The following is a 25,423-nucleotide window of genomic DNA, read 5'->3' on the forward strand; positions in this document are numbered from 1 at the left end:
TACAGGAGCCAATTTTAGCTAGATATCAATAAGCAAGACTAACGTTAAAATTAAGGATGTTTCAAAACGCGATTAATAAAATCTGCTTTTATTGTCCTATATTGATCATGGTCTAAATGGCTACATTCTAATTTTAGTTGGTTATATTCGTTGACTAGAGCTGGAGAATCCATAAGCTTATTTCTAAATGTTAAGAAAAATGTGAATACTGAATCGGTTACCACAATTTGAAATGCCACATCATCGTTGTTGAGTGATTCGAGCATACAAAGCTCCTCTGTCCTTAGTGTATTTTGCTTCTCTATAAAATTAAGTGTTTTTAACTGCGTTATAGCGAATTCAAAATGTTCAGGTTTAACTTCAATGTAAATATCTAGATCACCTTTAGAAATTACATTAGGTATTGCAGATGAGCCAATGTGCTCAATTTGGGCAAATGGTAGAAGTGTGGAAATATCTTTTTTATACGAATTAAAAAGTTGAGCGCATCTTTGCTGATATTGTTCTGGTTCTAAAAAGACCATTATTAGAATCTCGATTTGATAAAATTTATATATTAAAGAATAGATTACTTTATTAAATAAAAAAGCCCAAATACTGAGATTTGGGCTTTTTTAGAAAAATTATCGATTAATCAGTCATTGTCATTAAGCTTGCGTTACCACCAGCTGCAGCTGTATTCACACTAATCGCACGTTCAATCACTAAACGTTCAAGTGGAATATTCTCATTTGGCTCAACGTGCGTAATACCAATAATTGCACCAGAACGCTTAGCAACTTCTTGCTGTAATGAGAAGATTTCTTCACGGTTACCATGGTGTAAAACTGCATCAAAATCATCTGATGTGATGTTTTTAACCGTAGTAATTGCTGCAAGCACATCTTTTGGCAAAGTTTGTTTGTATTTTGCCAATAATGGACTATTAGGCATTACTGCTGCTTGGCTACCCACTGCAAAAATTGCGAGCAACTGATGCAATTGATTTTGTTCAGTGTCTGCAATTGAAAGCACACGATGACGCGGCAAAATAATATATTGGTTACTTTCCCCAGTAGGGCCTTGTAACTCATAGAATTTACCTATACCAAATGGTTCAATCTCACGATTTGCTTGCGGTAAATGCTGTTTCGCCCAATTTTGTAAGCTCTGATAAACCTCACGGTTAAAGCCTTCAAAAGCAGTTTGCTCATTCTTCATGGCAAATGGTGTTGCCAGTACTTTGTTTGAACAGTGCTGCATTAAGCGGTACATATATAGCGGACCACCAGCTTTCGGGCCTGTACCAGATAGACCTTCACCACCGAATGGTTGTACACCAACTACAGCACCGACAATATTACGGTTGATATAGAGGTTGCCAACTTCAGCGTGCTGAATGACGGTTTGGATGGTTTCATCAATACGGGTATGTAGACCCATTGTTAAACCATAACCTTTGGCATTAATACGTGAGATGAGTTGTTCGAGTTCACCATACTTATAGGTAATGATGTGTAAAACTGGACCAAAGACTTCACGTTGCAAATCATCAAGATTAGGTAACTCAATTGCCGTTGGTACAACAAAAGTTCCTTTATCTAATTCATTCTGGCTTGTTGCACCGAACATCAACTGATGTACAGGGTAGCCTTTAGACTTCATTTTCTGGATGTGCTGGTCAATCGTCTGCTTTGCTTCTTCATCAATAACAGGACCAATGTCAGTTTTTAAAATTGCAGGGTTACCTACGATCAACTGTTGCATTGCACCTTTAAGCATTTTAATTACGCTTGCAGCACTGTCTTCTTGCACACATAAAATACGTAAAGCAGAGCAACGCTGACCCGCGCTATCAAAAGCAGAACTTACAACATCAAGTACAACTTGTTCAGTTAATGCTGATGAATCCACAATCATGGCGTTTTGACCGCCAGTCTCTGCAATGAGAGGAATAGATTGACCATTATCAGATAAACGTTTCGCAACAGTTTTCTGTAAAATTTTGGCAACTTCAGTCGAGCCAGTAAACATGATGCCATCGATACGACTATCTTGGCTAAGCTGAGCACCAACTGTTTCACCACGACCAGGAAGTAACTGTACAGCACCATGTGGAATACCAGCTTCCCATAAAATCTGAACGGCTTGAGCTGCGATTAATGGCGTTTGTTCAGCAGGTTTAGCAATAACACAGTTACCGCTCACTAATGCGGCAGCAATTTGACCAGAGAAAATTGCAAGAGGGAAGTTCCATGGGCTAATACAAAGTACTGTACCTAAGGGTTCAATCACTGTATTTGAAGGAAGATTCTCGACTTGAGTTGCGTAGTAACGTAAGAAATCTACAGCTTCACGAACTTCTGCAATCGCATTGGCATAAGTTTTACCACTTTCACGGCAAAGCAAAACCATCAATTCTTGAATGCGGCTTTCCATTAGGTCTGCTGCACGTTTTAAGTATTGAGCACGTTGTTCTTTAGGCGTATTTGACCATTCAGATTGAGCTTGTTCTGCTGCATTCAATGCAATTTCGACATGCTTAAGATCAGCTTCTTGTACATGCCCAACAATTTCATCATTTTGTGCTGGGTTTGTAATTGCAACAGAATGACTTGGCTCTAATGAATCGTTATTTGCCAATAATGGATGACTTTGCCAAATACGATTACGGAGCTGTTGAGCTGTGCTATCTAAAGCTTCAAGTGGAGCATCATTTGCTAAATCATAGCCTTTAGAGTTTTTACGGAGTGATCCGTACATATCTAAAGGTAATGGAATTGATGGGTGTTTTAAACCAACTGAACCTTCAAGCTTAGCAGCATGACGAATATCATAAATTGGAGATTGGATAAGATCTTCAACTTTAAGTGTTTTATCGGCAATACGGTTAACGAATGAAGTATTTGCGCCATTTTCAAGTAAACGACGAACTAAATAAGCTAACAACGTTTCATGGTTACCAACAGGAGCATAAATACGGCATGGCACGCCTAATTTATTTTGCTCGCGTGGACCAACAACTTGTTCATAAAGCGGTTCACCCATGCCATGTAAGCATTGGAATTCATATTGACCCGCATAATATTTGCTCGGATCAGCTAACTGATAGATCGTTGCCAATGTTTGAGCATTATGAGTTGCAAATTGAGGATAGATGAAATCTGGCGCAGCAAGTAATTTTTTAGCACAAGCGATATAAGATAAATCTGTATGTACTTTACGTGTGAAGACAGGGTAGTCATCCATACCTTCGATTTGCGCTTTCTTAATTTCGCTATCCCAATACGCACCTTTCACAAGACGGATCATGAGGCGCTTCTGGCTGCGTTTAGCAAGGTCAATAATATAATCAACCACGAAGAAACAGCGTTTTTGGTAAGCCTGAATAACGAAACCAATGCCTTTCCAGTTTGCAAGCTCTGGCTCGAAACAAAGACGTTCAAGTAACTCAAGTGAAATTTCTAAACGTTCTGATTCTTCTGCATCAATATTTAAACCAATATTATAATTTTTAGCTAAAAGAGCGAGTTCAAATACTTTGCCGTAAAGTTCTTGATGAACACGTTCAATTTGCGCACGTTGATAGCGAGGGTGTAAAGCAGAAAGCTTGATTGAAATACCCGGGCCATCATAAACGCCTTTACCATTAGATGCTTTACCAATTGCATGAATGGCTTGCGTATAATCGTTAAAGTAACGTTCAGCATCATGTTCGGTTAATGCTGCTTCACCCAACATGTCGTACGAATAGCGAAAACCTTTGTCTTCGAGTACTTTAGCATGGTCTACAGCTTCTTCAATGGTTTCACCAGTTACAAACTGCTCACCCATCATACGCATTGCAACGTCAACAGCTTTACGAATAATGCCACGTCCACTACGTGCTAAAAGGCCAGTAAGTACACTTGAAAGACTGGTTTGCTTTGGAGTTTCCATAAGCTTACCAGTTAACATGAGGCCCCATGCCGCAGCATTTACAAACATTAAGCTGCTTTGGCCAACGTGTTCTTTCCAGTTACCTTGGTTAATCTTATCTCGAATAAGTAAATCACGTGTTGCAGAATCTGGAATACGAAGCAAAGCTTCAGCAAGACACATGAGTGCCACGCCTTCTTGTGAAGAAAGAGAGAATTCTTGTAATAACCCTTGAACAATACCTGCTTTACCCGAAGAGGTCTTACGTTCACGTAAATTATTAGCAAGATTAAAAGCAAGGTCATAAATTTTATGATCTAAATCATCAGATACCGCAGCAGCTTGTAATAGCTCTTCTACAGCTTCTGGTTCAGCACGTCGCCAAGCTGTATTGATGCGTTGTTCAAACTCACTTTTATCGTTGAATTCGGTGATATAGCCTTGGTGAGATTTATCCATTTGATGAAAAGTATCCATTGTGTTCATATCTGTTTCCGCCAACCGACTCTCGTACAAAGATCTTGAGTAGAGAGGTTTAGATAATTTATCATTACAGAAGAAACACCGAATAACTCACTATATTTAGCCCATTTTTTAGAGGAAAATTCAGATGAATGGCCCAATATTAAGCCTTGATCGCACTGATTTAAAAATTTTGGATATTCTTCAAACAGATGGGCGTATTTCTAACAGTAAATTAGCCGAACTTGTGAATTTATCTCCAACTGCTGTGATGGCCCGAGTTCAAAAGCTGACAAAAGATGATTTCATTTTGGGTTATGAAGCAAAATTAAATCCAGTCAAATTAAATGCAAATTTTTTGGTGTTTGTTGAAGTATTACTAGATAAAACCACACCTAATGTTTTAGATGAGTTTATTGATGCTGTGGTTCACTATCCGGAAATTGTTGAATGTCATATGGTGAGTGGAGGTTTTGATTTTTTAATTAAATTACGAAGTGGCAGTATGGAAGAATTTAGACGTATTGCCGGGCAGGTGCTATGGCAGTTACCGGGCGTGAAAGAAACTCGGAGTTATCCAGTAATGCAGGTAGTCAAAGATACTTCAAAAATTAAAATTAAAACCAAAAATAAATAAAGGGGCCAAAGCCCCTTTATTTATTTTAATGATTTATACGCTTTCTTTGTAGAGTTTATCTGCTTCTTCAAAGCGTCCAGTTACAGTCGTATTTGGCGCTTTAGTTAAAAGACTCACTACAATGATGCTGATAAATGCAAGGATAAAGCCCGGAATGATTTCGTAAACACCTGTGCTTGCGAAAAGATTTTTCCAACCAATAACCACAACTGCACCAACGATCATACCAGCTAATGCACCTTGTAAATTCATACGTTTCCAGAACAATGACAAGATGATAAGCGGACCAAACGCTGCGCCGAAGCCAGCCCATGCATAAGCAACAAGACCAAGAACCTTGCTATCAGGGTTGCCTGCAAGAATAATTGCAAGAACAGCAATAACAAGAACCATGACACGGCCAACCCATACAAGTTCTTTTTGAGATGCATTTTTACGAAGGAAACCTTTGTATAAATCTTCAGTTAAAGCACTTGAACATACTAAAAGTTGACAGCTTAGCGTGCTCATAACAGCAGCTAAAATTGCAGCCAAAATGATACCAACAATCCATGGATTGAATAAAATTTTAGTCAATTCCATAAATACAGTTTCAGGGTTTTTACTCACAACTGCTGCTAATTCAGGGTGTTGCTCGAAATAAGCAATACCGAAGAAACCAGCACCGACAGCACCACCTAAACATAAAATCATCCAAGTCATGCCAATACGCCGAGCAGCAGGAATAGATTTTACTGAGTCGGCTGCCATGAAACGTACAAGAATGTGTGGTTGACCAAAGTAACCAAGACCCCATGCCATGGAGGATAAAACTGCTACCACACCAAAATCTGAGATGAGATTAAATGCATGCGGGCGTGCAGTTTCAATGAGGGTAACAAAATGAGTTGTGTCCCCGATCGCAAGGTAAGTCACGATTGGTGTCAAAATCAGGGCAAAAATCATCAACCCAGCTTGGAATGTATCAGTCCAGCTAATTGCTAAGAATCCACCGATACAAACATAACTGATGGTTGCAATAGCACTGAGCCAAATGGCTGTGTTGTAAGACATGCCGAATAGATTTTCAAATAAACGGGCACCCGCTACCATGCCTGAAGCACAGTAAATAGCAAAGAAAACCAAGATAATAACGGCAGAGAAAATACGAAGTACTTTTTTCTGGTCATCAAAACGGCTTGTAAAATAATCTGGCAAAGTTAATGCATTGTTTTGAATTTCAGTATGAACGCGTAATCGACCAGCAACCAGTAGCCAGTTAAGCCAAGCACCGATAATAAGACCAATTGCAATCCACGCTTCAGATAGACCAGAAAGATAAATTGCTCCTGGTAAACCCATGAGTAGCCAACCACTCATGTCTGATGCGCCTGCGGATAACGCAGTAACGAAACTGCCTAAACTACGACCACCGAGAATATAATCTGAGAAGTCGCTTGTAGCACGGTAGGCGAATAAGCCAATAAGTACCATTGCTACGATGTACACCATAAACATGATGAGGGTGGGATCAAAATAACTCATGATGGATGTGTGTCCTTATATCCATAATCCGTGATTGTAACCTAATCCAGGTCGCTGTTTTCTTGTACGGCATTCAAGAGGTTGAGATTCAACCACAAAAGATTTTTTTTGCTCTGTTATTTTTATATTGTACTTTTGTATCTTTGTGTAAGTTGAAATAAGTGGGTTTTTTAAGAGGAAAATTATAATATTAATCATTAACTTATAATTTTTTAATATTTATTTTTTAAAGATTTTGTGGAAAATAAAAATATTTTAAAAAAAATAACTCTAAATTTAGTTATAAAGTGCTTAAGTGATAAAGTTTTATTGAGCAAAATTAGAACAATGTTAAAAAATTTTATCTAAAAAATAGTAATTTTTATTCAAATTAAATTTATTTAGTCCTTAAAAATAGCAATTAATTGGTTAAATTTTCAAAAAGTTCATGCATTCCTTGAGTCGCTGACATCTTTAATAATTGGTATTGTTGAGGAACACGTCCATGATCTGCTTTGGGGTCTATATAGTAAGCTTTACATTGAGCTGCAATTTCATGCACTAAACCCGCAACAGGATATACGCTTAATGTGGAGCCGATTACAATAAAAATATCTGCACTTTGCACGACTCTAATTGCTTCTTCATAAGCAGGTACAGCTTCACCAAACCAAACAACATGTGGACGAAGGGGATAACCATCTGGGCAAAGGTCATGTTCTAAATCTAGTTCCCAACCGTTAATGTCATAAAACTGAGTTGTAAATTGTGCATTTGGGCCAGAACTTTTTGCTAAACGAATTTTTCCATGCAAATGTAAAACTTTGGAACTTCCGGCACGTTCATGTAAATCATCAATGTTTTGAGTAATAACCTGAACGTCAAAATAGTCTTGTAACTTTGCAATATATTGATGAGCTGAATTGGGTTGAGATTCTAAAATATTTTTACGTCGTTCATTGTAAAAGCGTTGAACTAGAGCAGGGTTCTTTTGCCATGCTTCAGGTGTGGCAACTTGTTGGATGTCGTAATTTTCCCATAGACCATTACTGTCACGAAAAGTGCTAATTCCACTTTCGGCACTCATGCCAGCGCCAGAGAATACAACAAGCTTTGTCATAGAAGTCACCGATTCGTAAAACTGAATTTGAATAGATAAAGAAAAAACCAGTTTAAGACTAAACTGGTTTTTATTAAATATGAAAAGCTATAGCTATATTTTATAAGCCAGCTTCATATTCTGCATTTGTTAAAAGTTTTTCAACATCTGCAATGTTGTCTGGTTTGATTTTATAAATCCAACCTTTACCATATGGATCATCATTTACAAAATCAGGATCATCTTCAAGGTCAGTATTTACTTCTACTACAGTGCCTGAAACAGGAGCATGGATATCAGAAGCAGTTTTTACTGATTCAACCACACCAGCTTGTTCGCCAGCAGTAACTTTACTCCCAACTTCTGGAGTTTCAACGTAAACCAAATCGCCAAGTTCATCTTGTGCATGATCGGTAATCCCTGTAATAACAAGATCACCCTCAATCTTTACCCACTCATGTGTACGTGCATACTTCAGTTCTGAAGGATGATTCATGGTAACTCCTTAAGCTTGTGTCCAATAGTTTTAAAAATTATAAGTATGGGTCTTTACGCCAGTTGCTCGGACTGCGGCCGCTCCAGCGTTTAAAAGCACGGCTAAAATTTGCGACATCCGAATAGCCAAGTTCATCAGCAATTTGTTCAAGACTATAATCTGTACGTGAAAGTAAAGATGTTGCATGTCGATAACGTACTTCATCAACTAACGTTGAAAATGATGTTCCTTCCGCTGCTAATTGACGTTTGAGCGTTCGATCAGACATATGTAGACATTCAGCTACATTTTCGATGCTTAAATAATGTTGTTCAGAATTACTTAAAATATCACGAACTCGCATTGCTAAACGACGGCGTTCACCTAAAGCGGATAGCTCAGCTTCGCACTGATTAATAGCAACTTGACTTGCGATAGGGTCAGCATTAACCAATTTAATTCCTAAATATTTTTTATCAAAACTTGAAATTAAATGAGGTTGGTTAAAGCGAATTGTGCTGCTTAGCTTATTTCTATATTTGTCAAAACCTTCTGGTTCTGGGAAATCTAAATCTACATCACCAGCTAAATCTTCAATACCAGTAATCGCTTTAGCCATGCTCATGATACCAATGGTTAAACCTAAAACGATTTCTGTACGTAAAGGTTCAAGTTCAATATCACACTGTAATTGTAAGGTTGCTTTAGGCCCAAAAGTTGAGAAATATAATTGTAAAAAGGGTAAGCGTAGCTGAATAAAGCGAGCCGCAAGAGCAATTGCTTCAGTAATATCTTTGGCTGTCATAATTGCATAGCCAATGAAGCCATGAATTGAAATACGCATTTGAGTACCAAGATGGTAACCCAACGTAGTTTCGCCAGTTAAATTAAGAGCGTGTTTTACTAGTTCATTTGCTACTGGTGTAGAAATACGATAGTCAGGGTCAGCCAGTTGCTCGCTGGTAAGATGAAATGGAGCAAATAATGTTTCGTCGTTGTATCCCCAACGTGAAACAACATCTAATAGCAATAAGCCATAGACACCCGGAATACCCTGATCTTGACGAGCTGAGGTAATTTTCATATGCGTTCCATTGCTCTCATCAATTTTTCACATGCATTTCTTACACATCTTGTCATGAAATATAATCTGAGTTTATAAAAACTGTTAGACAATCATATCAACCATTTTTAAACATTTTTTTTAAAGACAACAATTTTTGTTGTTGAAATAAGTAAAACATCCCCGTGTTGATTTAAGGCCTGCGTAACGTAACTAACAATACCACGATCTAATTTTGTTTTGGATGGTGTGATAGCTGAAATTTCAGCTTCAACATGAATTCTGTCACCAGGTCGGGTGGGGCGTGGCCATCGTAGGCTGGATTCGGAACCTATGAGGCCGCCATGAATTGGCATGCATTCTGTCCATAAACGCATAGTGATAGCTGACGTATGCCAACCACTGGCAGCAATCCCCTGAAAAATAGGGTCATGCTTAGCTTGCTCTTCATCTGTGTGAAATATTTGAGGGTCATAGGAGTTTGCAAATTTTTTGATTTCATCTAAGGTGATTTCATATTCACGGCTAATGAAACGATCACCAATTTTCAAATCTTCTAAATAAAGCATTAATCTTGACCCTGTAAAACTTTTTGTTCAAACAGGAAGCCGCCTGTTTGGCGTTTCCATAATTGTGCATATATTCCATTTTGAGCAATTAACTCTTCATGTGTTCCTTGCTCAGCAATTCGACCTTCATCAAGAACAATTAAACGGTCCATTTGTGCAATAGTAGATAATCGGTGTGCAATTGCAATAACCGTTTTATCAACCATCAGGTCATTTAAACTGGATTGAATTGCTGCTTCAACTTCCGAATCTAGTGCACTGGTCGCTTCATCTAAAATGAGAATAGGCGCATCTTTTAAGAATACACGTGCGATAGCAATACGTTGTCTTTGACCGCCAGAAAGTTTTACACCACGTTCACCGACTTGAGCGTGATATCCATTACGACCTTTTAAATCAACCAATTGAGGTATAAATTCGGCTGCTTTTGCTTTATTTACAGCATTCTCCATCTCGGCATCAGATGCATCTGGACGGCCATATTTAATATTTTCAGCCACTGAGCGATGTAATAAAGATGTATCTTGGGTTACTAATGCAATATTTGCTCTAAGACTATCTTGAGTCACATTTTCAATATTTTGGCCATCAATTAAAATTTCACCGTCTTTAAGATGATAAAAATGTAAAAGTAGTTGGATTAGAGTGGATTTACCTGCACCTGAACGCCCAACAATACCAATCTTTTCGCCTGCTTTAATATGTAAATTGAAGTGATCAATTACATTTTTATTGTTATAAGCAAAACTCACATCTTTGAATACAATCTCACCTTTGGCAACTTCAAGAGTTTTTGCATCTGCTTTGTCTTGAATATTGATTTTTTTACCTAATGTCTGCATACCATCTTGAATGGTTCCGACATTTTCAAATAACGCGGACATATGCCACATCATAAATTCAGCCATACTATTCAGCTTTAAAATCATGGCAGTAGTCGCTGCAATTACACCTAATGCTGCTAAACCTTGAGTCCATAGCCAAACTGAAGTGCCAATAACGCCAATAAATAAAACAGCTGATAGCATGTTGATACTTATTTCAAAAAGAGTGCCTAAACGCATCTGAGCATAGACTGTTGTCATAAACTCTTTCATTGATGCTTTGGCATACTGGCTCTCACGTCCTGCATGAGCAAACAACTTAACAGTTTGAATATTGGTGTAAGCATCGGTAATACGGCCAGTCATCACTGCTCTGGCATCAGCTTGTTGTTGCGAAACTTTACTTAAACGAGGAATAAAGAACCATGCACTTAAGAGAAATAAAGTTAACCAAACTAAAAGTGGTATTAACAAAATAGGGGAAATAGCCCCAAGGACAATGCTAACCGTAATAAAGTAAATAGCGACATAAGCCAACATGTCGCCCAAAATAATCCAGAATTCACGGATTGCCAGAGCAGTTTGCATAACTTTTGCGGAAAGCCTTCCAGCAAAGTCGTTATGGAAAAAATCTAAGCTTTGTTTCAATAAAAGATTATGGAACCGCCAACGCAAACGCATTGGAAAAGTACTATATAAAATCTGGTGTTTAATAATAGATTGAATATTTATGAAGAAGATATTGGCAAATAAAACACCAATTAAAAGCAATAGATCAGTTGCATGTTGACTTAAAAAACTTTCAGGATGACTTTTACTTAACCAATCTACGAGTTGTCCAATCTTTGAAAAAAGTAAGGCTTCAAAGCTTGCAGCACCTGCTGTAAAAAGAATAAGTAATAATAAGTAAGGGCGTAAGCCTTCCGTCGCTTGCCAAATAAATGGAAAAAAACGAGTTGGTAAAGGTTCATCCAGACCTTTTGTTGGGTAGGGATCTACAAGTTTTTCAAACCACTTCAGCATGAATTACTACCTTTAAGACAAAAGCCACTTAATTAAGTCTTTGCAATTAAATTTACAAAAAAGTCAGTCAGATCAATATCACTTAGCTGTCGATCTTTTGAGTATGTGCAAATACACAGAACTGATTACGTTGTACGTCATTCATTTGTACATGACGTAAAATTTGGATACCTGAAGAAATCTTCAAGAATGTCGCGAGGACTTAAAAAATTATGATTTATTATATCGGGATTAATAGATAAAGTGGTGAAGGAATTTATTCTTTAAGTATTTTTTCTTAATATTTTGAACATTTGTTAAATTAATATTTTTAACCCAAATCAAAAAAGGCCCTTAGATTTGCATCATAAAGGCCCTTGTATGTATTACCACATTAAATCATCAGGAATAACATACGCTGCATAAGGATCTTCTTCATCAGTGGCTTGTTCATTTTTCTCAGCATTATTCATTAAAATGAAACCTTGCATTTTTTGTTCGATTTTTTCAGCTAAAGCTTTTGGCAAATAAGCGTATTGATCTTGATCTTTAGCAATGACTAAGCTACCGCTAACAAGTGCATTATATACTTGCTGAGAAATATATACCTTCTTGATCTTACCCTCATCAATAAATTGATAAACACTATCACCTTCAGTATTTGAAATTTTATGATGTTTAATCATTTGAATGATTGATGCTTTGAGGGATTTTTCCTCAAGTTGTTGTTGTTTTTCTAAGTTTAAAGCCTGATCTTTAGCTAACTTTTCTTGTTGAGCTTTTTCAATATTTGCTTTGATTGTTGGTTCATCGCTTTGACCGATACGTTGCTCATGGTGAGCTTGTTTTGTTAGTTTTTTTGCTTTTTTATTATCCACTAACCCAGCTTTCAGTAGCTGTGCTTGTAAGGCATTTTTAACCATGACTTAATCCTTATGTGAAGTTGAAGGGCTATAGAGATAAACTACCCAGTAAGAAATACTTAAGACTAAGCTTAAAGTTGCTGGCAATAAAAATGCTTGTAACTTTAAATACGGATGTACGAGCGCTGCGAGAATCCCACCAAGCAGGAAACCTGTAAAAATAAGTAAGTGTAAAACAATACGTCGGTTTTCTACTGGTAAGCCTCTGGCTTTATATCCAAGTGCTAAACCAATATCTGTTAAAACACCAGATAGATGGGTAGTTCGAATAATGGTTCCTTTATAATGGCTTACCATCGCATTTTGTAAGCCCATTGCTGTACAAGCCCATAATAATCCATAGCGTGGAAAATAAGGAAGTAATAGCCAACAAAGAAAAATGAATAAGGCAACAAGACTCAAAGGTAGTCCATAGCGACGACCTAATCGAAAATGGCTGCTGCCTAAAATAAAACCACTATAAAATGAACCGCAAACATAACAAATAATTACTAGAAGCAAGAAAATGATATGTTCTGGCTGCCACTCTACCAAGCTCATAGCTAGCATACTAACGTTGCCAGTCATATGTGAAATAGATTGATGCAAAAGGGTAATTAACCCTAATACATTAATCATTCCGGCATTGAATGCCAGTAAAAAGGCTCCGAGCTGGAACCAGTTTGGTAGACGTTGAAATGGCATGTGTTTAAGAAGCTTGTTTAGAACGAATATCTACAGCTGCGGTAAATAAAACATCCGTAGAAGAGTTAAGCGCTGTTTCTGTAGAGTCTTGTAATACACTAATAATCATACCAATAGCCACGACTTGCATAGCAATTTCAGTTGAAATGCCAAATAGACTACACGCTACTGGAATCAGAAGTAAAGAACCACCAGCTACACCAGAAGCACCACATGCTGAAACTGTAGCAACAACTGATAAAATAAGCATTGTTGCAAAATCAACATGAATTCCAAGCGTATGTACAGTTGCTAGCGTAAGTACAGTAATTGTCACTGCTGCACCCGCCATATTAATTGTGGCACCTAACGGAATGGACACACTTGCTGTAGATGGATTAACACCTAAGCGTTCTGCTAAATCTAGGTTAACTGGAATGTTGGCTGCTGAACTTCGTGTGAAAAAAGCAGTAATCCCACTTTCTTTAAGACACTTAAACACAAGAGGGTACGGATTCCCGCGTATGGTAAGTGCAACAAGAATTGGATTAATAACTAAAGCAACAAAGAACATCGTACCCAATAGTACTATTAATAATTGCGCGTAACTTTCAAGAGTCGCGAGGCCCGCGTCAGCAAAAGTTACTGCAACCAAACCAAAAATACCAACAGGTGCAAAAGCAATTACTTTATGAATAATAGCACTGACAGCATGAGCAACATCTTGCATTACTTCTTTGGTGGTTTCTGAGCTATGGCGCATAGCCAAACCTAAGCCAATTGCCCAAGCTAAAATACCGATAAAGTTTGCTTCACTAATTGCTTGAACAGGGTTCGCAATAAAGCTCAAAAGCAGATTTTTTAAAATATCGGCTAGACTTCCTGGGGCTTGCAAATCATTGTGCGAAACAGTGTTAAGGAACAAAGTACTAGGAAAAGAAAGACTAACAATCACAGCTGTGAAAGCAGCAAGCAACATACCTACTACATATAAAATCAAGATTGGACGTAAATTTGCACTATGACCGACTTGGAAGTTGGCGATAGAGGAAAGTACTAATACAAAAACTAAAATAGGCGCAACAGATTTTAATGCTTTAATAAAAAGCTCACCAAACAAACTTAAATATGGCGTAACGTCTGGAAATAATAATGCAACGCCAATACCTAAAATAATGGCGAAAATAATCTTGGCTACCAAGCTTAATCGAGAAAAGAATTCAAGCATATAAAGACCTTATTAACCTATTCATGGCTAAAGGTTGAACAAGCGGAGTATTTTATACTTAAGTTAAGTGAATCTTAAGCTTTTTTATGCTAACTAGATTTTTTTATAGTGATTGGTAATATTAAACTATTGTTTTAATTTTATTTATTATTGAAATTTAACTTTTCTCGTTAATTGTTTTGCTTGTTAATTGTTCGTCAGAAAAAGAGTTATATCAAATAACTATCAAATCGCAGAGAAATGAATAGATGAAATAATAAAGGGGACCAGTGAGACTTTGGAAAAGCTACGCGAATTTTCAAAACTCTGTGCTTGGACTAAACTCTAAGCTTTCAAGCTGAAAAATCGCATATTTCAGGAAATTACTAATATTATTATAAATTTATAGTTTAAAGATATTATTTACTTGCGCAGTACAGTTGGTGAAGCGTATTTAAAATTGAATGCATATTGTCGTCCTTAATAGAATAAAAAATTTGCTTACCATCACGACGAGTTGATACAACGTCACTTTTACGTAGCATCATAAGTTGTTGTGAAAGAGTGGGCTGTGTAATTTGGGTCTTCTCTTCAATTTGTGAGACATTTAGCTCTTCGTAAGCTAAGTGACATAAAATTAATAAACGATCTGTATTCGCCAAAGATTTGAGAATTCCAACGACTGAATCAGCCGCATTTTTCATTTCTTCAATTTGGAGTCCATCTTTCATACTTTATACCTATATCAATATAGCGGGCATAGTATAGATTGATCTTGCACAAATGAATGTAGCAAAACTAATCAATCCAATTGTTTTTGTTGAAAAGCAATATAAGGGGAACTGATAAATAAGTAGTATTTTTAATTAAAAACAGTTGTTTGTAGTTCTTTTGTGTCTAAAGTGTTGCATTGTGTTATAAGTTTAATTGTTAAGTATAAGTGAATTGAAGCTAATATGAAATAACTGCTATTTCACTCTGATAAATAGTTAAATCTAATTTATCTATAAATGAATTATAAAAAATGATTGAGTTTTTATTTTTTAAATATATAATCTGCTTTGTACAGACAGGTCTGTATATTTTGGTTCGGTAGGGTCGAAAAAAACGTCTAATTTTGAACCAAAATGACTTTCAGACGCAGCGTGATAGATAAGAAGAACATTAATATAAGAAGAAGAACATCACGCTTTATTTTTAAGCGGCTCTTTCAAAGTCGATTAACTTTTCAACTCGATTCCAATAATCATAAATTTTTATTGAACCATGTTCGACTTGAGCTTGAATCGTCATACCTTCCAATATATTAACGAGTAGTAAAGATAAAGGACCTGGTTCTTTTACATCATATTGATTAAGAAGATTTTGCATAAGTTGAGTCAACCAAGCTTTATACAACGTAGCAGGTTGGTGTGTTGACGGATACTGTTTTAAAACTTCTTCCAAAGCTTTTTGAAACATACAGCCATTAAAATCTTCACTATTAAACCAGTCAGAATACCATAAGAATACTGCTTTAATTCTCGCGAGAGGGTCTAACTCATCATGTTGTGATAAGGCAGAAGTCAGAGAGTTTTGTAAAAGCGTATTCCGTAGAAGTAGGCATTCTTCAATTAATTTTTCTTTTGATGGAAAATGCTTATAGAAAGTCATTTTTGCAACGCCAGATTCATTAATGATGCGATCTACCCCTATAGAATTATAGCTATACGAGTTAAAAAGTCTTAATGCGGTGTTAATAATGTCATCTTTTTTCGACATATTTTTTAGCCTCTCACAAATGAATTGCTATTCGCTTGAACTGTGATCTGTATTAATGAGAATCTGGATGTTTAATTTTACAAGGTATTGTTTGTTATTGATAGAAAAAAGATATTATTTTTTTAAACGGTATCGTTTAAATTTTAAGGAAAAAGTAAGTATGAGGTATGCTATTTCTCTAATAATAAGGTTTTCTATTTTTAATTTTGATTTCAAAATTTCTTACGCTTAATAACTTTAATTACGCGCTATTTAAGGATTTGCAGGTAAATTTAATGAGTAATAATCGAGTTTATTTTGAGTTAGGTTGTTAATTTAAAAAGTAGACTTTTCCACGGTCATGTAAAAGTCTACTTTTATTAAGACGTTTACTCTGCAGGAGGTAAAAGCATCAGAATAGATTCATTTAACAAGTGAGCAACGTTTTCTAGCGTTTCATCATTATTAAATTGGCTATCGAAAGCTAGACTTTCTCCATTAGAAATTGCTTTTAATTTTTGCTCAAAGGACTCAGCTATAAATAGGGCTTCACCATTGCCCCAAAAGTTTAGGGTGCCGTTTTTTTCTGTATAGAGTAGTCGAGAGGCAGGCTCTAAAAGAACTTCGTAACCTTCATGTAAAATTTCCTTCAAGTCATCGGCTTCGATTTCATCAGCCTCTGGAATATTATCCGGATATTTAGGTTCACTCATATAAGACATGATAGCGGCATCAAGTGCTGCCGAATCTTGTAATTGAGCTAATACTAAGTCTTTTAGGTGGCTAAGTTCAGAGGCATTAATTTCCCCAATTTGGCTCATCTGTTTGCGCGCGATGTCGACAACAGGATTTTGCAATAAACTATTAGCTGAAAATTGATCACTAATACGTTCCATCATCCCTGCAACGTTTGGCATGCGAAAACCAAATGAGAACGTTAGGCAATCATCTTCAGCAACGCCATAATGTGCCATTCCAGGCGGAACATATAGCAAATCACCAGGTGCCAAAATTTCATCAAATTGCACATCTATTTCTGGCAAGAGTTTTAATGGTTGATTTGGTACAAAGGAAGTATTTGCATCACACATTTGTCCTAACTGCCAGCGACGATGTCCATGACCTTGAACTAGAAACACATCATAAAAATCAAAATGCTTTCCTACTGAACCACCTTTAGGAGCGTAAGAGACCATAATGTCATCACGGCGCCATTGAGGAATAAATGGAAATTTTTTCCAAAGTTCAGACAGATCAAATGAATAGTGATCTACCGCCTGTACTAAAATTGACCATAGTTTTGGTAGCTTTTGAAAATCACCCTTGGTTAAAGGTGAAGACTTAACGTGCCATTCATTTGGATTTTTATCTTTTTGGCGAATGAGTCGGGCACTCGCATGTTCTTCCAAAGCAAGTTCTTGTACATCTTGGGGTTCTAAAAGACCGACAATTTCTGGCAACCCGTTACGTACCAGTAAAGGTTTTTTCTGCCAATATTCTGCTAAAAATTGTTCGGCAGTAATACCGCCTAAAACTGCTAAAGGTTCTGTCATGGAAATAACCTATTTATAAAAACATCTAAAATTAAGGAATTTGTAGACCAAGCTGCCTTAAAATATGGCAAAGTTGAATCATGGGTAAACCCATAAGTGTCGTCTGATCTAGGCCAGTCATTTTTTCGAACAAACTAATTCCTAAACTTTCACACTTAAAGCTACCAGCACAATGGAGTGGTTGATCTAATGCAATATATCGTTCAATTTCAGCTTGAGTTAGGGTTCGGAATTTAACTTGATAATGTTCAACAAGCGTTTGCTCAAAACTCCCATCAAGCCATTGCACACTGAGTGCCGTACTAAAGAAGACAGTTCGACCTGAGTTTTCTGCTAACTGTATTTTGGCATTTTCAGTGGTCATTGGTTTACCAATGAAGTCGTTAGGAGCGTGTTCTCGCCATGCGACTTGATCGGAACCAATAATAATTGCATGGGGGTTTTGTGCAGCAACCACTTGAGCTTTTGTGAAAGCTAGCCTTTTCGCAAGTTCATCAGCATGGGTTTCATTGCGAGGGCTCTCATCAATATCAGGACTGACACAGATATAGTTAATCCCTAGGCGATCCATTAAGGCTTTACGCGTTTGACTGCTTGATGCCAAAATAATTTGTGGCTGAACCATTACACTGCAAATTCCATTAAAACATCTAAAGGCACATAGCTTAAAACAGCTTGGTGACATGCATGTATTTTGATAGGAGGTGCCTGACCTGCTTGATATGCTTCTACCCAGCGGGTTACACAGATACACCAGAAATCACCGGGTTTTAGGCCAGGGAAATCTACTTCTGGTAACGGGGTAATAAGATCATTACCTATTTTTTGTGAAAAATTTAAGAAATCAGAGGTCATTTGCGCACATACGGTATGCTGACCAAGGTCTGTTACTGCTGTGTGGCAGAAGCCATTTCTAAAGTAGCCAGTAATAGGGTCGAAACAACAACTTGCTAAAGGTTCCCCTAAAACATTTAAACGATTGATTTGTGGATCTGGATGAATAGACATAATGGATGAAATATCAAATGACTATCTCTATCATAATCAAAACTCAGGCTTTCTACAGCTTTTATGCAAAAAAACTAACCTTTTTTGATGTAATCATTTAAAATTGGCGCGTTTTTAAAATCATAAAGAGAGCTTTACATGAATTTTCAGCGTATGACTGACCTTAACTTAACAGGTAAACGCGTCCTTATTCGTGAAGATTTAAACGTTCCTGTCAAAAATGGTGTGATTACTAGTGATGCTCGCTTACGTGCAGCATTACCAACTATCAAGGGTGCTTTAGAAAAAGGCGCAGCAGTGATGGTATTTTCACATCTAGGTCGTCCTGTTGAAGGTGAACCAAAGCCGGAACAATCACTTGCACCAGTCGCTGCTTATTTAACAGAGGTATTGGGTCAAGAAGTTAAATTGTTAACAGATTACCTAGATGGTGTAGAAGTTGAAGCTGGTCAAGTTGTATTGCTTGAGAATGTACGCTTTAACCATGGCGAAAAGAAAAATAATCCAGAGCTTGCACAAAAATATGCTGCATTATGTGATGTATTTGTAATGGATGCATTTGGTACTGCTCATCGTGCTGAAGCGTCTACTGAAGGTGTTGCTCGCTTTGCTCCAGTTGCAGCAGCTGGCCCTTTATTGGCAGCTGAGTTAGATGCACTAGGCCGTGCAATGCAAACTCCTGAAAAACCAATGGTTGCAATTGTTGCAGGTTCTAAAGTTTCAACTAAACTTGATGTTCTAAACTCACTTTCTAGTATTTGTGATCAACTTATCGTTGGTGGTGGTATTGCAAATACATTCTTGGCAGCTGCTGGTTTCAATGTTGGTAAGTCACTATACGAAGCTGACTTGGTTGAAACTGCAAAACAAATTGCAGCTAAAGTAAGTGTTCCACTTCCTACAGATGTGGTAGTTGCGGATGCTTCGCAAATTAACTTTGAAGATTTCTTGGGTTCTTTAGCAGCAGCGCAAGCAGTTGTGAAGAAAGTAGAAGATGTAACATCAAATGACATGATTTTAGATGTTGGTCCGGAAACAGCTAAAGCATTTGCAAATATTTTAACAACATCAAAAACGATTCTTTGGAATGGTCCTGTAGGCGTATTTGAAGTTGATCAGTTTGGTGAAGGTACGAAAGCGCTTTCACTTGCTGTTGCTGAATCTGCTGGTTTCTCTATTGCTGGTGGCGGAGATACTTTAGCTGCGATTGATAAATATAACGTTGCTGATCAAATTGGTTATATTTCTACAGGTGGCGGTGCCTTCCTTGAGTTTGTTGAAGGAAAGACTTTGCCAGCAGTTGCGGTTCTACTTGAGCGCGCTTAATACTGTTATCTAAAAAGAAGGAGGGATTGGGTTGCCAATCCCTTTTTTCATGGATAGGTCATTAAACTGTCATATATCTGCAATAAAATAGCGAGCATTAAATCACCAACTGTGGACAATAGTGATGAATTTAAAGCTTACATTTGCTGCTGTGTTAATTGTACCGATGATGTTGACTGCTTGTGCTAAGAAAGATGAAGCATCTCAGGCTGGGCAAGAATCGGCAGCTTCTACTGCTGTTTCTGAAAAAGTAACGCCTGAGCAACAAGCAGCAATTGATGCGATTGATAAGCCAGTTTTAGATGAAAAGAATACTGATGTGGTTGAAGGTAGTGCATCAAGTGAGGCTGCTGCTTCAGAAACACATTAATTTGTTGTTTTTTGTTAAAAAATCCCTGCATATGCGGGGATTTTTTTTGAAATACTGTGATTTGTTGCTGAATTGAAATAAATGAAAGGGTAGAATAACCCGCACTACCTGGGAGGATATTATGGCACTCATTTCAATGCGCCAGCTCTTGGATCACGCTGCTGAACATAACTACGGCGTACCAGCATTTAACGTAAATAACTTAGAACAAATGCGCGCAATCATGCTTGCCGCGGATGCAACCAATTCACCTGTAATTGTTCAAGCATCAGCTGGAGCTCGCAAATATGCAGGCGCTCCATTCTTACGCCATCTTATTTTGGCTGCAATTGAAGAATGGCCACATATTCCAGTGGTAATGCACCAAGATCATGGTACAAGCCCTGATATCTGTCAGCGTTCTATTCAGCTTGGCTTTAGCTCTGTGATGATGGACGGTTCATTAGGTGTAGACGGTAAAACACCTACATCTTACGAATACAACGTTGATGTAACTCGTAATGTCGTTGCTTTAGCGCATGCATGTGGTGTTTCTGTCGAAGGTGAGATTGGCTGTTTAGGTAGCCTTGAAACTGGTATGGCTGGTGAAGAAGATGGTGTTGGCGCAGAAGGTGTGCTAGACCACTCACAACTTTTAACTTCTGTTGAAGAAGCGACTCAGTTCGTTGCTGATACAAATGTTGATGCACTAGCAATTGCAGTTGGTACTTCACACGGTGCGTATAAATTTACGCGTCCACCTACAGGCGATATCTTGGCAATTGACCGCATTAAAGAAATTCATGCGGCATTACCAAATACTCACCTTGTAATGCATGGTTCGAGTTCTGTTCCGCAAGAATGGTTAAAGGTAATCAATGAGTTTGGCGGCAATATTGGCGAAACTTATGGCGTACCTGTTGAGCAGCTTGTAGAAGCAATCAAACACGGTGTACGTAAAATCAACATTGATACTGATTTACGTTTAGCTTCAACAGGTGCGATTCGTCAATTTTTGGCAGAGAATCCATCTGAGTTTGATCCACGCAAATATTTTGCTAAAACAGTTGATACAATGAAGCAAATTTGTATCGATCGTTATGAAGCATTTGGTACAGCTGGAAATGCTGACAAGATTCGTCCAATTTCTTTAGAGAAAATGGTTGATCGTTATAAATAATTCCCGTTAGGGTTTAATTTAAAAAACCGGTTATTTATATAGCCGGTTTTTTATTAAGTAAATTTTATTCATAAAAAAAACCTGCTATGAACGCAGGTTTTAATGAAGACAAAAGACTTACTTTTGTAAGTTCTTTTTGTCTAGACTTGGATCTTTAATTTCTACATAAGCATTCGCACGCACTTCACGCAACCAACTGTCGATTTCAGTATTAAATTGACGTTCACCTAAAATTTGACGTGCCATACGCTCTTGATATTCATGAGTCATATCTTTTTCGCGTTTTTCAGTTACTTGTAAAATGTGCCAACCGAATTGAGTTTGAAATGGTTCGCTGATTTCACCTACAGGAATTTCCTGCATTTTTTTGTCAAATTCAGGCACCATCATGCCTGGAGTTACCCAACCTAAGCTACCGCCATCACGCGCAGAGCCTGTATCATTTGAGTAGGTCGCTGCAAGAGTTGCAAAATCATCGCCAGCTTTTAAGCGCTTATAGATGTTGTCAATAATTTGCTTGGCATTATCAAGGCTAACCACTTCAGACGGTTGAATAAGAATATGGCGAGTTTGATATTGAGGTACTAAAGCTTTTTGCTCATTTTGTTTACGTTCAATAAGCTTTAAAACATGTACACCATCACGTACTGAAATTAAGTCGGTTGTTTGACCTTCTTGTAATGGGGTAATACGGGCTGCAAGTTCGGCAGGAATGTCTGAAAGTGGGCGGAATCCCATGTCAGCCCCATCAACTTTTGCATTTGCAGTTGAAAGCTTTTTCAATGCGTTTATATCATTACTTTGTGCAAGCTTCGAGCGTACTTCTTGAGCTACAGCTTGAACTTCCTGCGGATTATCGCCAGTAATACGCATATGAATTACATGCGCTTGGTTACCTAAAGCAGCCTGTCCCTGAGGTGATTTCAAGAAGTTTTCTACGTCTTGGTCACTAATTTTAATACGAGACATGACTTGTTGTTGGCGCAAACGGCTAATCGCTAAATCTTCAGCGATTCGGCCACGTAAACTTTCATAAGTTCCTGGTGCCATAGCATCCAACTTTTGCTGGAAAGCTTCTAAACTTTTACTTCCAGATTGACTTGCTACTTTTAAGACTGCTTCATTTAAGCTTTTTTCATCAGGTTTGATGCCATATTTTTTAACTTGTTCAAGTTGTGCCTCACGCAAGATGAGTTGATCTAACACTTGAAATTGTAAATATTGCTGAGGTGGAACCTCTTTTTTTTGTGCTTGTAGTTCGTGAGCAGCTTCAGCCATCCCTTGTTGAAGATCACTTTTTAAAATTACGCTATTGTCCACAATTGCCACAACTTCATCAGCGGGTTGGGCAAAACTATGCATTGATGAAGAGATTAGGGCAGCAAGGGTAGTTGCTTTAAAAAACTGTTTAAGATGCTTTGTCTTCATTAACGTTGTGTCCAAGATTGATTAATTTTGTTAAAACCTAAAACGCGATTTTCAAGTAAAGACGCGAGTTTATTGTTTAAACCACCTAAACCTTTTAGCGTAATTTCGGCCATAATGGCACGTTTTTCACTAACATCTGAAGTTTTTGGATCATCTAGATCGTTATAGTATGAGCGACCATAGACAGAAATACCCCAGCAACATGACTCATAGTTAACCCCTAGTAATATCTCGCGGGCAACATCACTGTCCATGTCATATTGTACGTGACCCATAATACGCCAATTATCTTTAACTGGTTGTATAAACGATGCAACAACCTGATCGTAAGTAGCTTGACGTCCTTCAATATTTTTGCGATAGAAATAACCTAAGTTATAAAGATTTCCTTTATCGCCAGTATAATAAACCTGAAAATCGCGCTGAGCATTATCACCATTAGACATCCATGATGAGTTAGCAGCAATGGTGAAATTCTGGTTTAACTGGCTTGATAAGCTTACGACTGGTCCAGTGTTACTTTCAGTATCAATTTCATCTTGTTTTTGCGTCAAGGTGACACGACGGTCTTCAAAATAATAACTTTGTCCCACACTTGCACGTAAACGTTCTAAGCCCACTGTATCAAACAGACTATAGCTTACGCCAAGGGATAGAAAATTATTGTCTTCAAGACGGTCATGTCCGTAGAAACGGTAAGGGTTAAATAATTGATCGTAATTTACCGACGCTGAAGTCGAGTCGAAGTTTGGATAGTTGTCTTGGTTTTTGTATGGAGCATATGCATAAAACGCACGAGGGGTAAGTGTTTGTAAATACTTGCCCTCACGTTCAAAATTTAGTCCAGTGTCCAAAGTGAATTGGGGTACAACGACTGATTTATTTTCAGAACCACCAGGATTATTTAACTGAGTGTCTTTATCATAGAAAGTTTGAACAGAACGCACAGATACTTCAGGTATTACAAATGCTGCTGGTGTGCGGTAGTTGTAGCGCGTTGCGAACTGGTTATAAATACGAGTACCACTACTTTCCTGAGCAGAACCATCAGTAATTGACTTTTTGAAGTATGCAGTATCGTTATTAAATTCGTATTGTAAACCTAATGGATTGCCTGTGACATAATTCAATAAGAACTGTGGTAAGCGGGCGTAAGGTTTGTTTGCATCCTTAACTTGAGGGTCAAGTGTTTGGAAATCTTCAACTTTAAGCTGAGCTTTTAAACCTGGAATGCCATGTTGGTAGTTAAGTTCCCATGCTCTACGTAAGTTTAGATCTGTTTTAGAGTTAGGGCTGCTATCCAAATCTGAGAAATAGTCTTTATCTGAAGCGTAATTATACTCTAGATTAGTCGACCATTGATCGTTGATATTCCAGTTATGTAAGAAATGGAAATCTTTACGATCTTTATCATCATATTCTTTGTCAGATGGCAACATGCCACCCCATATCTCGCCCGCACCAAAGCCATCGGTTAAATATCTAAAGTCACCTTTTAACATTGCACCGCGGTCTGCTAAATAGCGCGGAGTAAGTGTCAGATCATAGTTAGGTGCAAGGTTTAAATAAACTGGTACAGAAAGCTCAACACCGCCATCGTTTGAGAAACCAAACTGTGGATTGAGAATACCTGTAGTTCGGCGATCATCAATTGGGAAGTTAAAGTAGGGAATTGCTAGAACAGGAACATCTTTAACATACAGTTTCGTTCCGTGCGTTACACCACGTCCAGTTTCCTGATTTAACTCAATTTTATTTGCCTGAATTTTCCAACCTGGTTTTTGACCCGGTGGGCAAGTCGTATAGGTGGCATCGTTAAGAACCATCACATTTGGTGATGTTCTTTCAATTTTTCCTGCATGACCATGTGCATGTTGTTGTTCTGAAATATAAAAACTATTTTCTAAATTACCAGTCTGGTTTTTTAGGTTGTAATTAATTTCGTCACTCTGTGAAAGTAACCCACCTTGAGCGAGTTGTACTCGGCCTTGTGCGTGTGCAAAGGTTTGGGTCTTATCAATTGTAACCTTGTCAGCACGAACCGTGCGTCCTTCCTGATCAATAACGACATCGCCTTCTAAAACTGAGTCGCCAGTAGGATTATAATGTCCATAATTAGCCGTAACGACAGAAGTCGTCTTGTCGGCATCTAGAGGTTTGGTCTCTGGGCTAATCGGAGTAACCCATGTACCCTGGCAAAATGCCGAGCTTAAATATTTATTGTCACGAAGCTGTGCCTCAGGTGCAGATTTATCAACATAGTACTGTTGAAAGAATTCTTGACCCGGGTAGGCTTCTTTGATGCTCGCTTTAAGTTGATTATTGTCTATATTGGAGACAACATCAGCTGACTCAGCATAACTTGATTGTATGGAGCCACATAAGAGCGTAAAAATAGCTGTCGCTAAAGGATTAAATTTAAACTGATGCTTCATTGTCTCATTAACCAAGTATGCTAATTCACAATTAATTATTGTCGCATCATAGAGAAAAAGTTTATAAGTGGCTACACTTA

The 25,423-nt window shown here is 37.7% G+C and carries 22 protein-coding genes; 4 read left to right on the forward strand and 18 right to left on the reverse strand.

Going from position 1 to position 25,423, the window contains the following annotated elements; genetic code table 11:
• Positions 1 to 50 precede the first annotated feature (50 nt).
• Entirely contained in the window at positions 51 to 524 is a 474-nt protein-coding gene (locus ODQ17_RS00395; RefSeq protein ID WP_322900986.1) for a GrpB family protein, read from the reverse strand.
• 106 nt (positions 525 to 630) lie between these two features.
• Positions 631 to 4,383, reverse strand: a complete 3,753-nt coding sequence (putA, locus tag ODQ17_RS00400) for a trifunctional transcriptional regulator/proline dehydrogenase/L-glutamate gamma-semialdehyde dehydrogenase (protein ID WP_322900988.1) — start codon at positions 4,381 to 4,383, stop codon at positions 631 to 633.
• A 124-nt stretch (positions 4,384 to 4,507) separates the two neighbouring features.
• Here putA and ODQ17_RS00405 point away from each other — a divergent pair, with 124 nt between their 5' ends.
• The gene (locus ODQ17_RS00405; RefSeq protein WP_005304655.1) at positions 4,508 to 4,996 is read left to right on the forward strand and encodes an Lrp/AsnC ligand binding domain-containing protein; all 489 of its coding nucleotides are present in this window, start codon (positions 4,508 to 4,510) and stop codon (positions 4,994 to 4,996) included.
• 33 nt (positions 4,997 to 5,029) lie between these two features.
• Here the strand turns inward: ODQ17_RS00405 and putP are convergent, their stop codons facing one another.
• The 14 genes from putP to ODQ17_RS00475 form a co-directional block, all read right to left on the reverse strand.
• On the reverse strand, positions 5,030 to 6,520 hold the full coding sequence (gene putP, locus ODQ17_RS00410) for a sodium/proline symporter PutP (RefSeq protein WP_005304658.1): 1,491 nt from the start codon (positions 6,518 to 6,520) through the stop codon (positions 5,030 to 5,032).
• 400 nt (positions 6,521 to 6,920) lie between these two features.
• Positions 6,921 to 7,628: an SIR2 family NAD-dependent protein deacylase gene (locus ODQ17_RS00415; RefSeq protein ID WP_322900990.1), complete on the reverse strand. Its 708-nt coding sequence runs from the start codon at positions 7,626 to 7,628 to the stop codon at positions 6,921 to 6,923.
• Between the two features lie 91 nt (positions 7,629 to 7,719).
• Positions 7,720 to 8,094, reverse strand: coding sequence for a glycine cleavage system protein GcvH (gcvH, locus tag ODQ17_RS00420; protein ID WP_005069578.1), 375 nt, complete (start codon positions 8,092 to 8,094; stop codon positions 7,720 to 7,722).
• A gap of 37 nt (positions 8,095 to 8,131) precedes the next feature.
• Complete coding sequence (locus ODQ17_RS00425; protein WP_004792780.1) at positions 8,132 to 9,157, reverse strand: AraC family transcriptional regulator; 1,026 nt, start codon at positions 9,155 to 9,157, stop codon at positions 8,132 to 8,134.
• Between the two features lie 107 nt (positions 9,158 to 9,264).
• Complete coding sequence (locus tag ODQ17_RS00430) at positions 9,265 to 9,705, reverse strand: MaoC family dehydratase (protein ID WP_013198101.1); 441 nt, start codon at positions 9,703 to 9,705, stop codon at positions 9,265 to 9,267.
• On the reverse strand, positions 9,705 to 11,552 hold the full coding sequence (locus ODQ17_RS00435) for an ABC transporter ATP-binding protein (protein WP_322900993.1): 1,848 nt from the start codon (positions 11,550 to 11,552) through the stop codon (positions 9,705 to 9,707). Before ODQ17_RS00435 ends, ODQ17_RS00430 begins: the two co-directional genes overlap by 1 nt.
• Before the next feature lie 365 nt (positions 11,553 to 11,917).
• Positions 11,918 to 12,454: a DUF2058 domain-containing protein gene (locus tag ODQ17_RS00440; RefSeq protein ID WP_322900994.1), complete on the reverse strand. Its 537-nt coding sequence runs from the start codon at positions 12,452 to 12,454 to the stop codon at positions 11,918 to 11,920.
• A gap of 3 nt (positions 12,455 to 12,457) precedes the next feature.
• Positions 12,458 to 13,138: a YoaK family protein gene (locus ODQ17_RS00445; RefSeq protein ID WP_151768069.1), complete on the reverse strand. Its 681-nt coding sequence runs from the start codon at positions 13,136 to 13,138 to the stop codon at positions 12,458 to 12,460.
• Between the two features lie 4 nt (positions 13,139 to 13,142).
• A complete protein-coding gene (gene sstT / locus ODQ17_RS00450; protein ID WP_151768068.1) occupies positions 13,143 to 14,345 on the reverse strand; it encodes a serine/threonine transporter SstT in 1,203 nt (400 codons plus the stop codon).
• A gap of 398 nt (positions 14,346 to 14,743) precedes the next feature.
• The gene (locus tag ODQ17_RS00455) at positions 14,744 to 15,055 is read right to left on the reverse strand and encodes an ArsR/SmtB family transcription factor (protein ID WP_002121379.1); all 312 of its coding nucleotides are present in this window, start codon (positions 15,053 to 15,055) and stop codon (positions 14,744 to 14,746) included.
• 466 nt (positions 15,056 to 15,521) lie between these two features.
• The gene (locus ODQ17_RS00460) at positions 15,522 to 16,085 is read right to left on the reverse strand and encodes a TetR/AcrR family transcriptional regulator (RefSeq protein WP_004792769.1); all 564 of its coding nucleotides are present in this window, start codon (positions 16,083 to 16,085) and stop codon (positions 15,522 to 15,524) included.
• 368 nt (positions 16,086 to 16,453) lie between these two features.
• A complete protein-coding gene (locus ODQ17_RS00465; protein ID WP_322900997.1) occupies positions 16,454 to 17,617 on the reverse strand; it encodes a ribosomal protein uL16 3-hydroxylase in 1,164 nt (387 codons plus the stop codon).
• Between the two features lie 31 nt (positions 17,618 to 17,648).
• A complete protein-coding gene (locus ODQ17_RS00470) occupies positions 17,649 to 18,242 on the reverse strand; it encodes a Maf family protein (RefSeq protein WP_322900999.1) in 594 nt (197 codons plus the stop codon).
• Complete coding sequence (locus tag ODQ17_RS00475) at positions 18,242 to 18,625, reverse strand: DUF2237 family protein (protein ID WP_003651438.1); 384 nt, start codon at positions 18,623 to 18,625, stop codon at positions 18,242 to 18,244. The genes ODQ17_RS00470 and ODQ17_RS00475 overlap by 1 nt, the downstream gene beginning before the upstream one ends.
• A gap of 138 nt (positions 18,626 to 18,763) precedes the next feature.
• Between ODQ17_RS00475 and ODQ17_RS00480 the strand changes: the two genes are divergently transcribed.
• The 3 genes from ODQ17_RS00480 (at position 18,764) to fba (ending at position 21,480) form a co-directional block, all read left to right on the forward strand.
• Entirely contained in the window at positions 18,764 to 19,951 is a 1,188-nt protein-coding gene (locus tag ODQ17_RS00480) for a phosphoglycerate kinase (RefSeq protein WP_151768065.1), read from the forward strand.
• Positions 19,952 to 20,075: 124 nt separating this feature from the next.
• Complete coding sequence (locus tag ODQ17_RS00485) at positions 20,076 to 20,321, forward strand: hypothetical protein (protein WP_013198094.1); 246 nt, start codon at positions 20,076 to 20,078, stop codon at positions 20,319 to 20,321.
• A 121-nt stretch (positions 20,322 to 20,442) separates the two neighbouring features.
• Positions 20,443 to 21,480: a class II fructose-bisphosphate aldolase gene (gene fba, locus ODQ17_RS00490; protein WP_005304678.1), complete on the forward strand. Its 1,038-nt coding sequence runs from the start codon at positions 20,443 to 20,445 to the stop codon at positions 21,478 to 21,480.
• Between the two features lie 117 nt (positions 21,481 to 21,597).
• On the opposite strand, the gene ODQ17_RS00495 is transcribed toward fba, so the two are convergent.
• Positions 21,598 to 22,908 carry a peptidylprolyl isomerase gene (locus ODQ17_RS00495; RefSeq protein WP_322901003.1) on the reverse strand — a complete coding sequence of 437 codons (1,311 nt, stop codon included), beginning with the start codon at positions 22,906 to 22,908 and terminating at the stop codon, positions 21,598 to 21,600.
• Positions 22,908 to 25,343: an LPS-assembly protein LptD gene (locus ODQ17_RS00500; protein WP_322901005.1), complete on the reverse strand. Its 2,436-nt coding sequence runs from the start codon at positions 25,341 to 25,343 to the stop codon at positions 22,908 to 22,910. Before ODQ17_RS00500 ends, ODQ17_RS00495 begins: the two co-directional genes overlap by 1 nt.
• Positions 25,344 to 25,423 lie beyond the last annotated feature (80 nt).

It is taken from the genome of Acinetobacter sp. IRS14 (assembly GCF_034650275.1).
Classification (GTDB): domain Bacteria; phylum Pseudomonadota; class Gammaproteobacteria; order Pseudomonadales; family Moraxellaceae; genus Acinetobacter; species Acinetobacter oleivorans.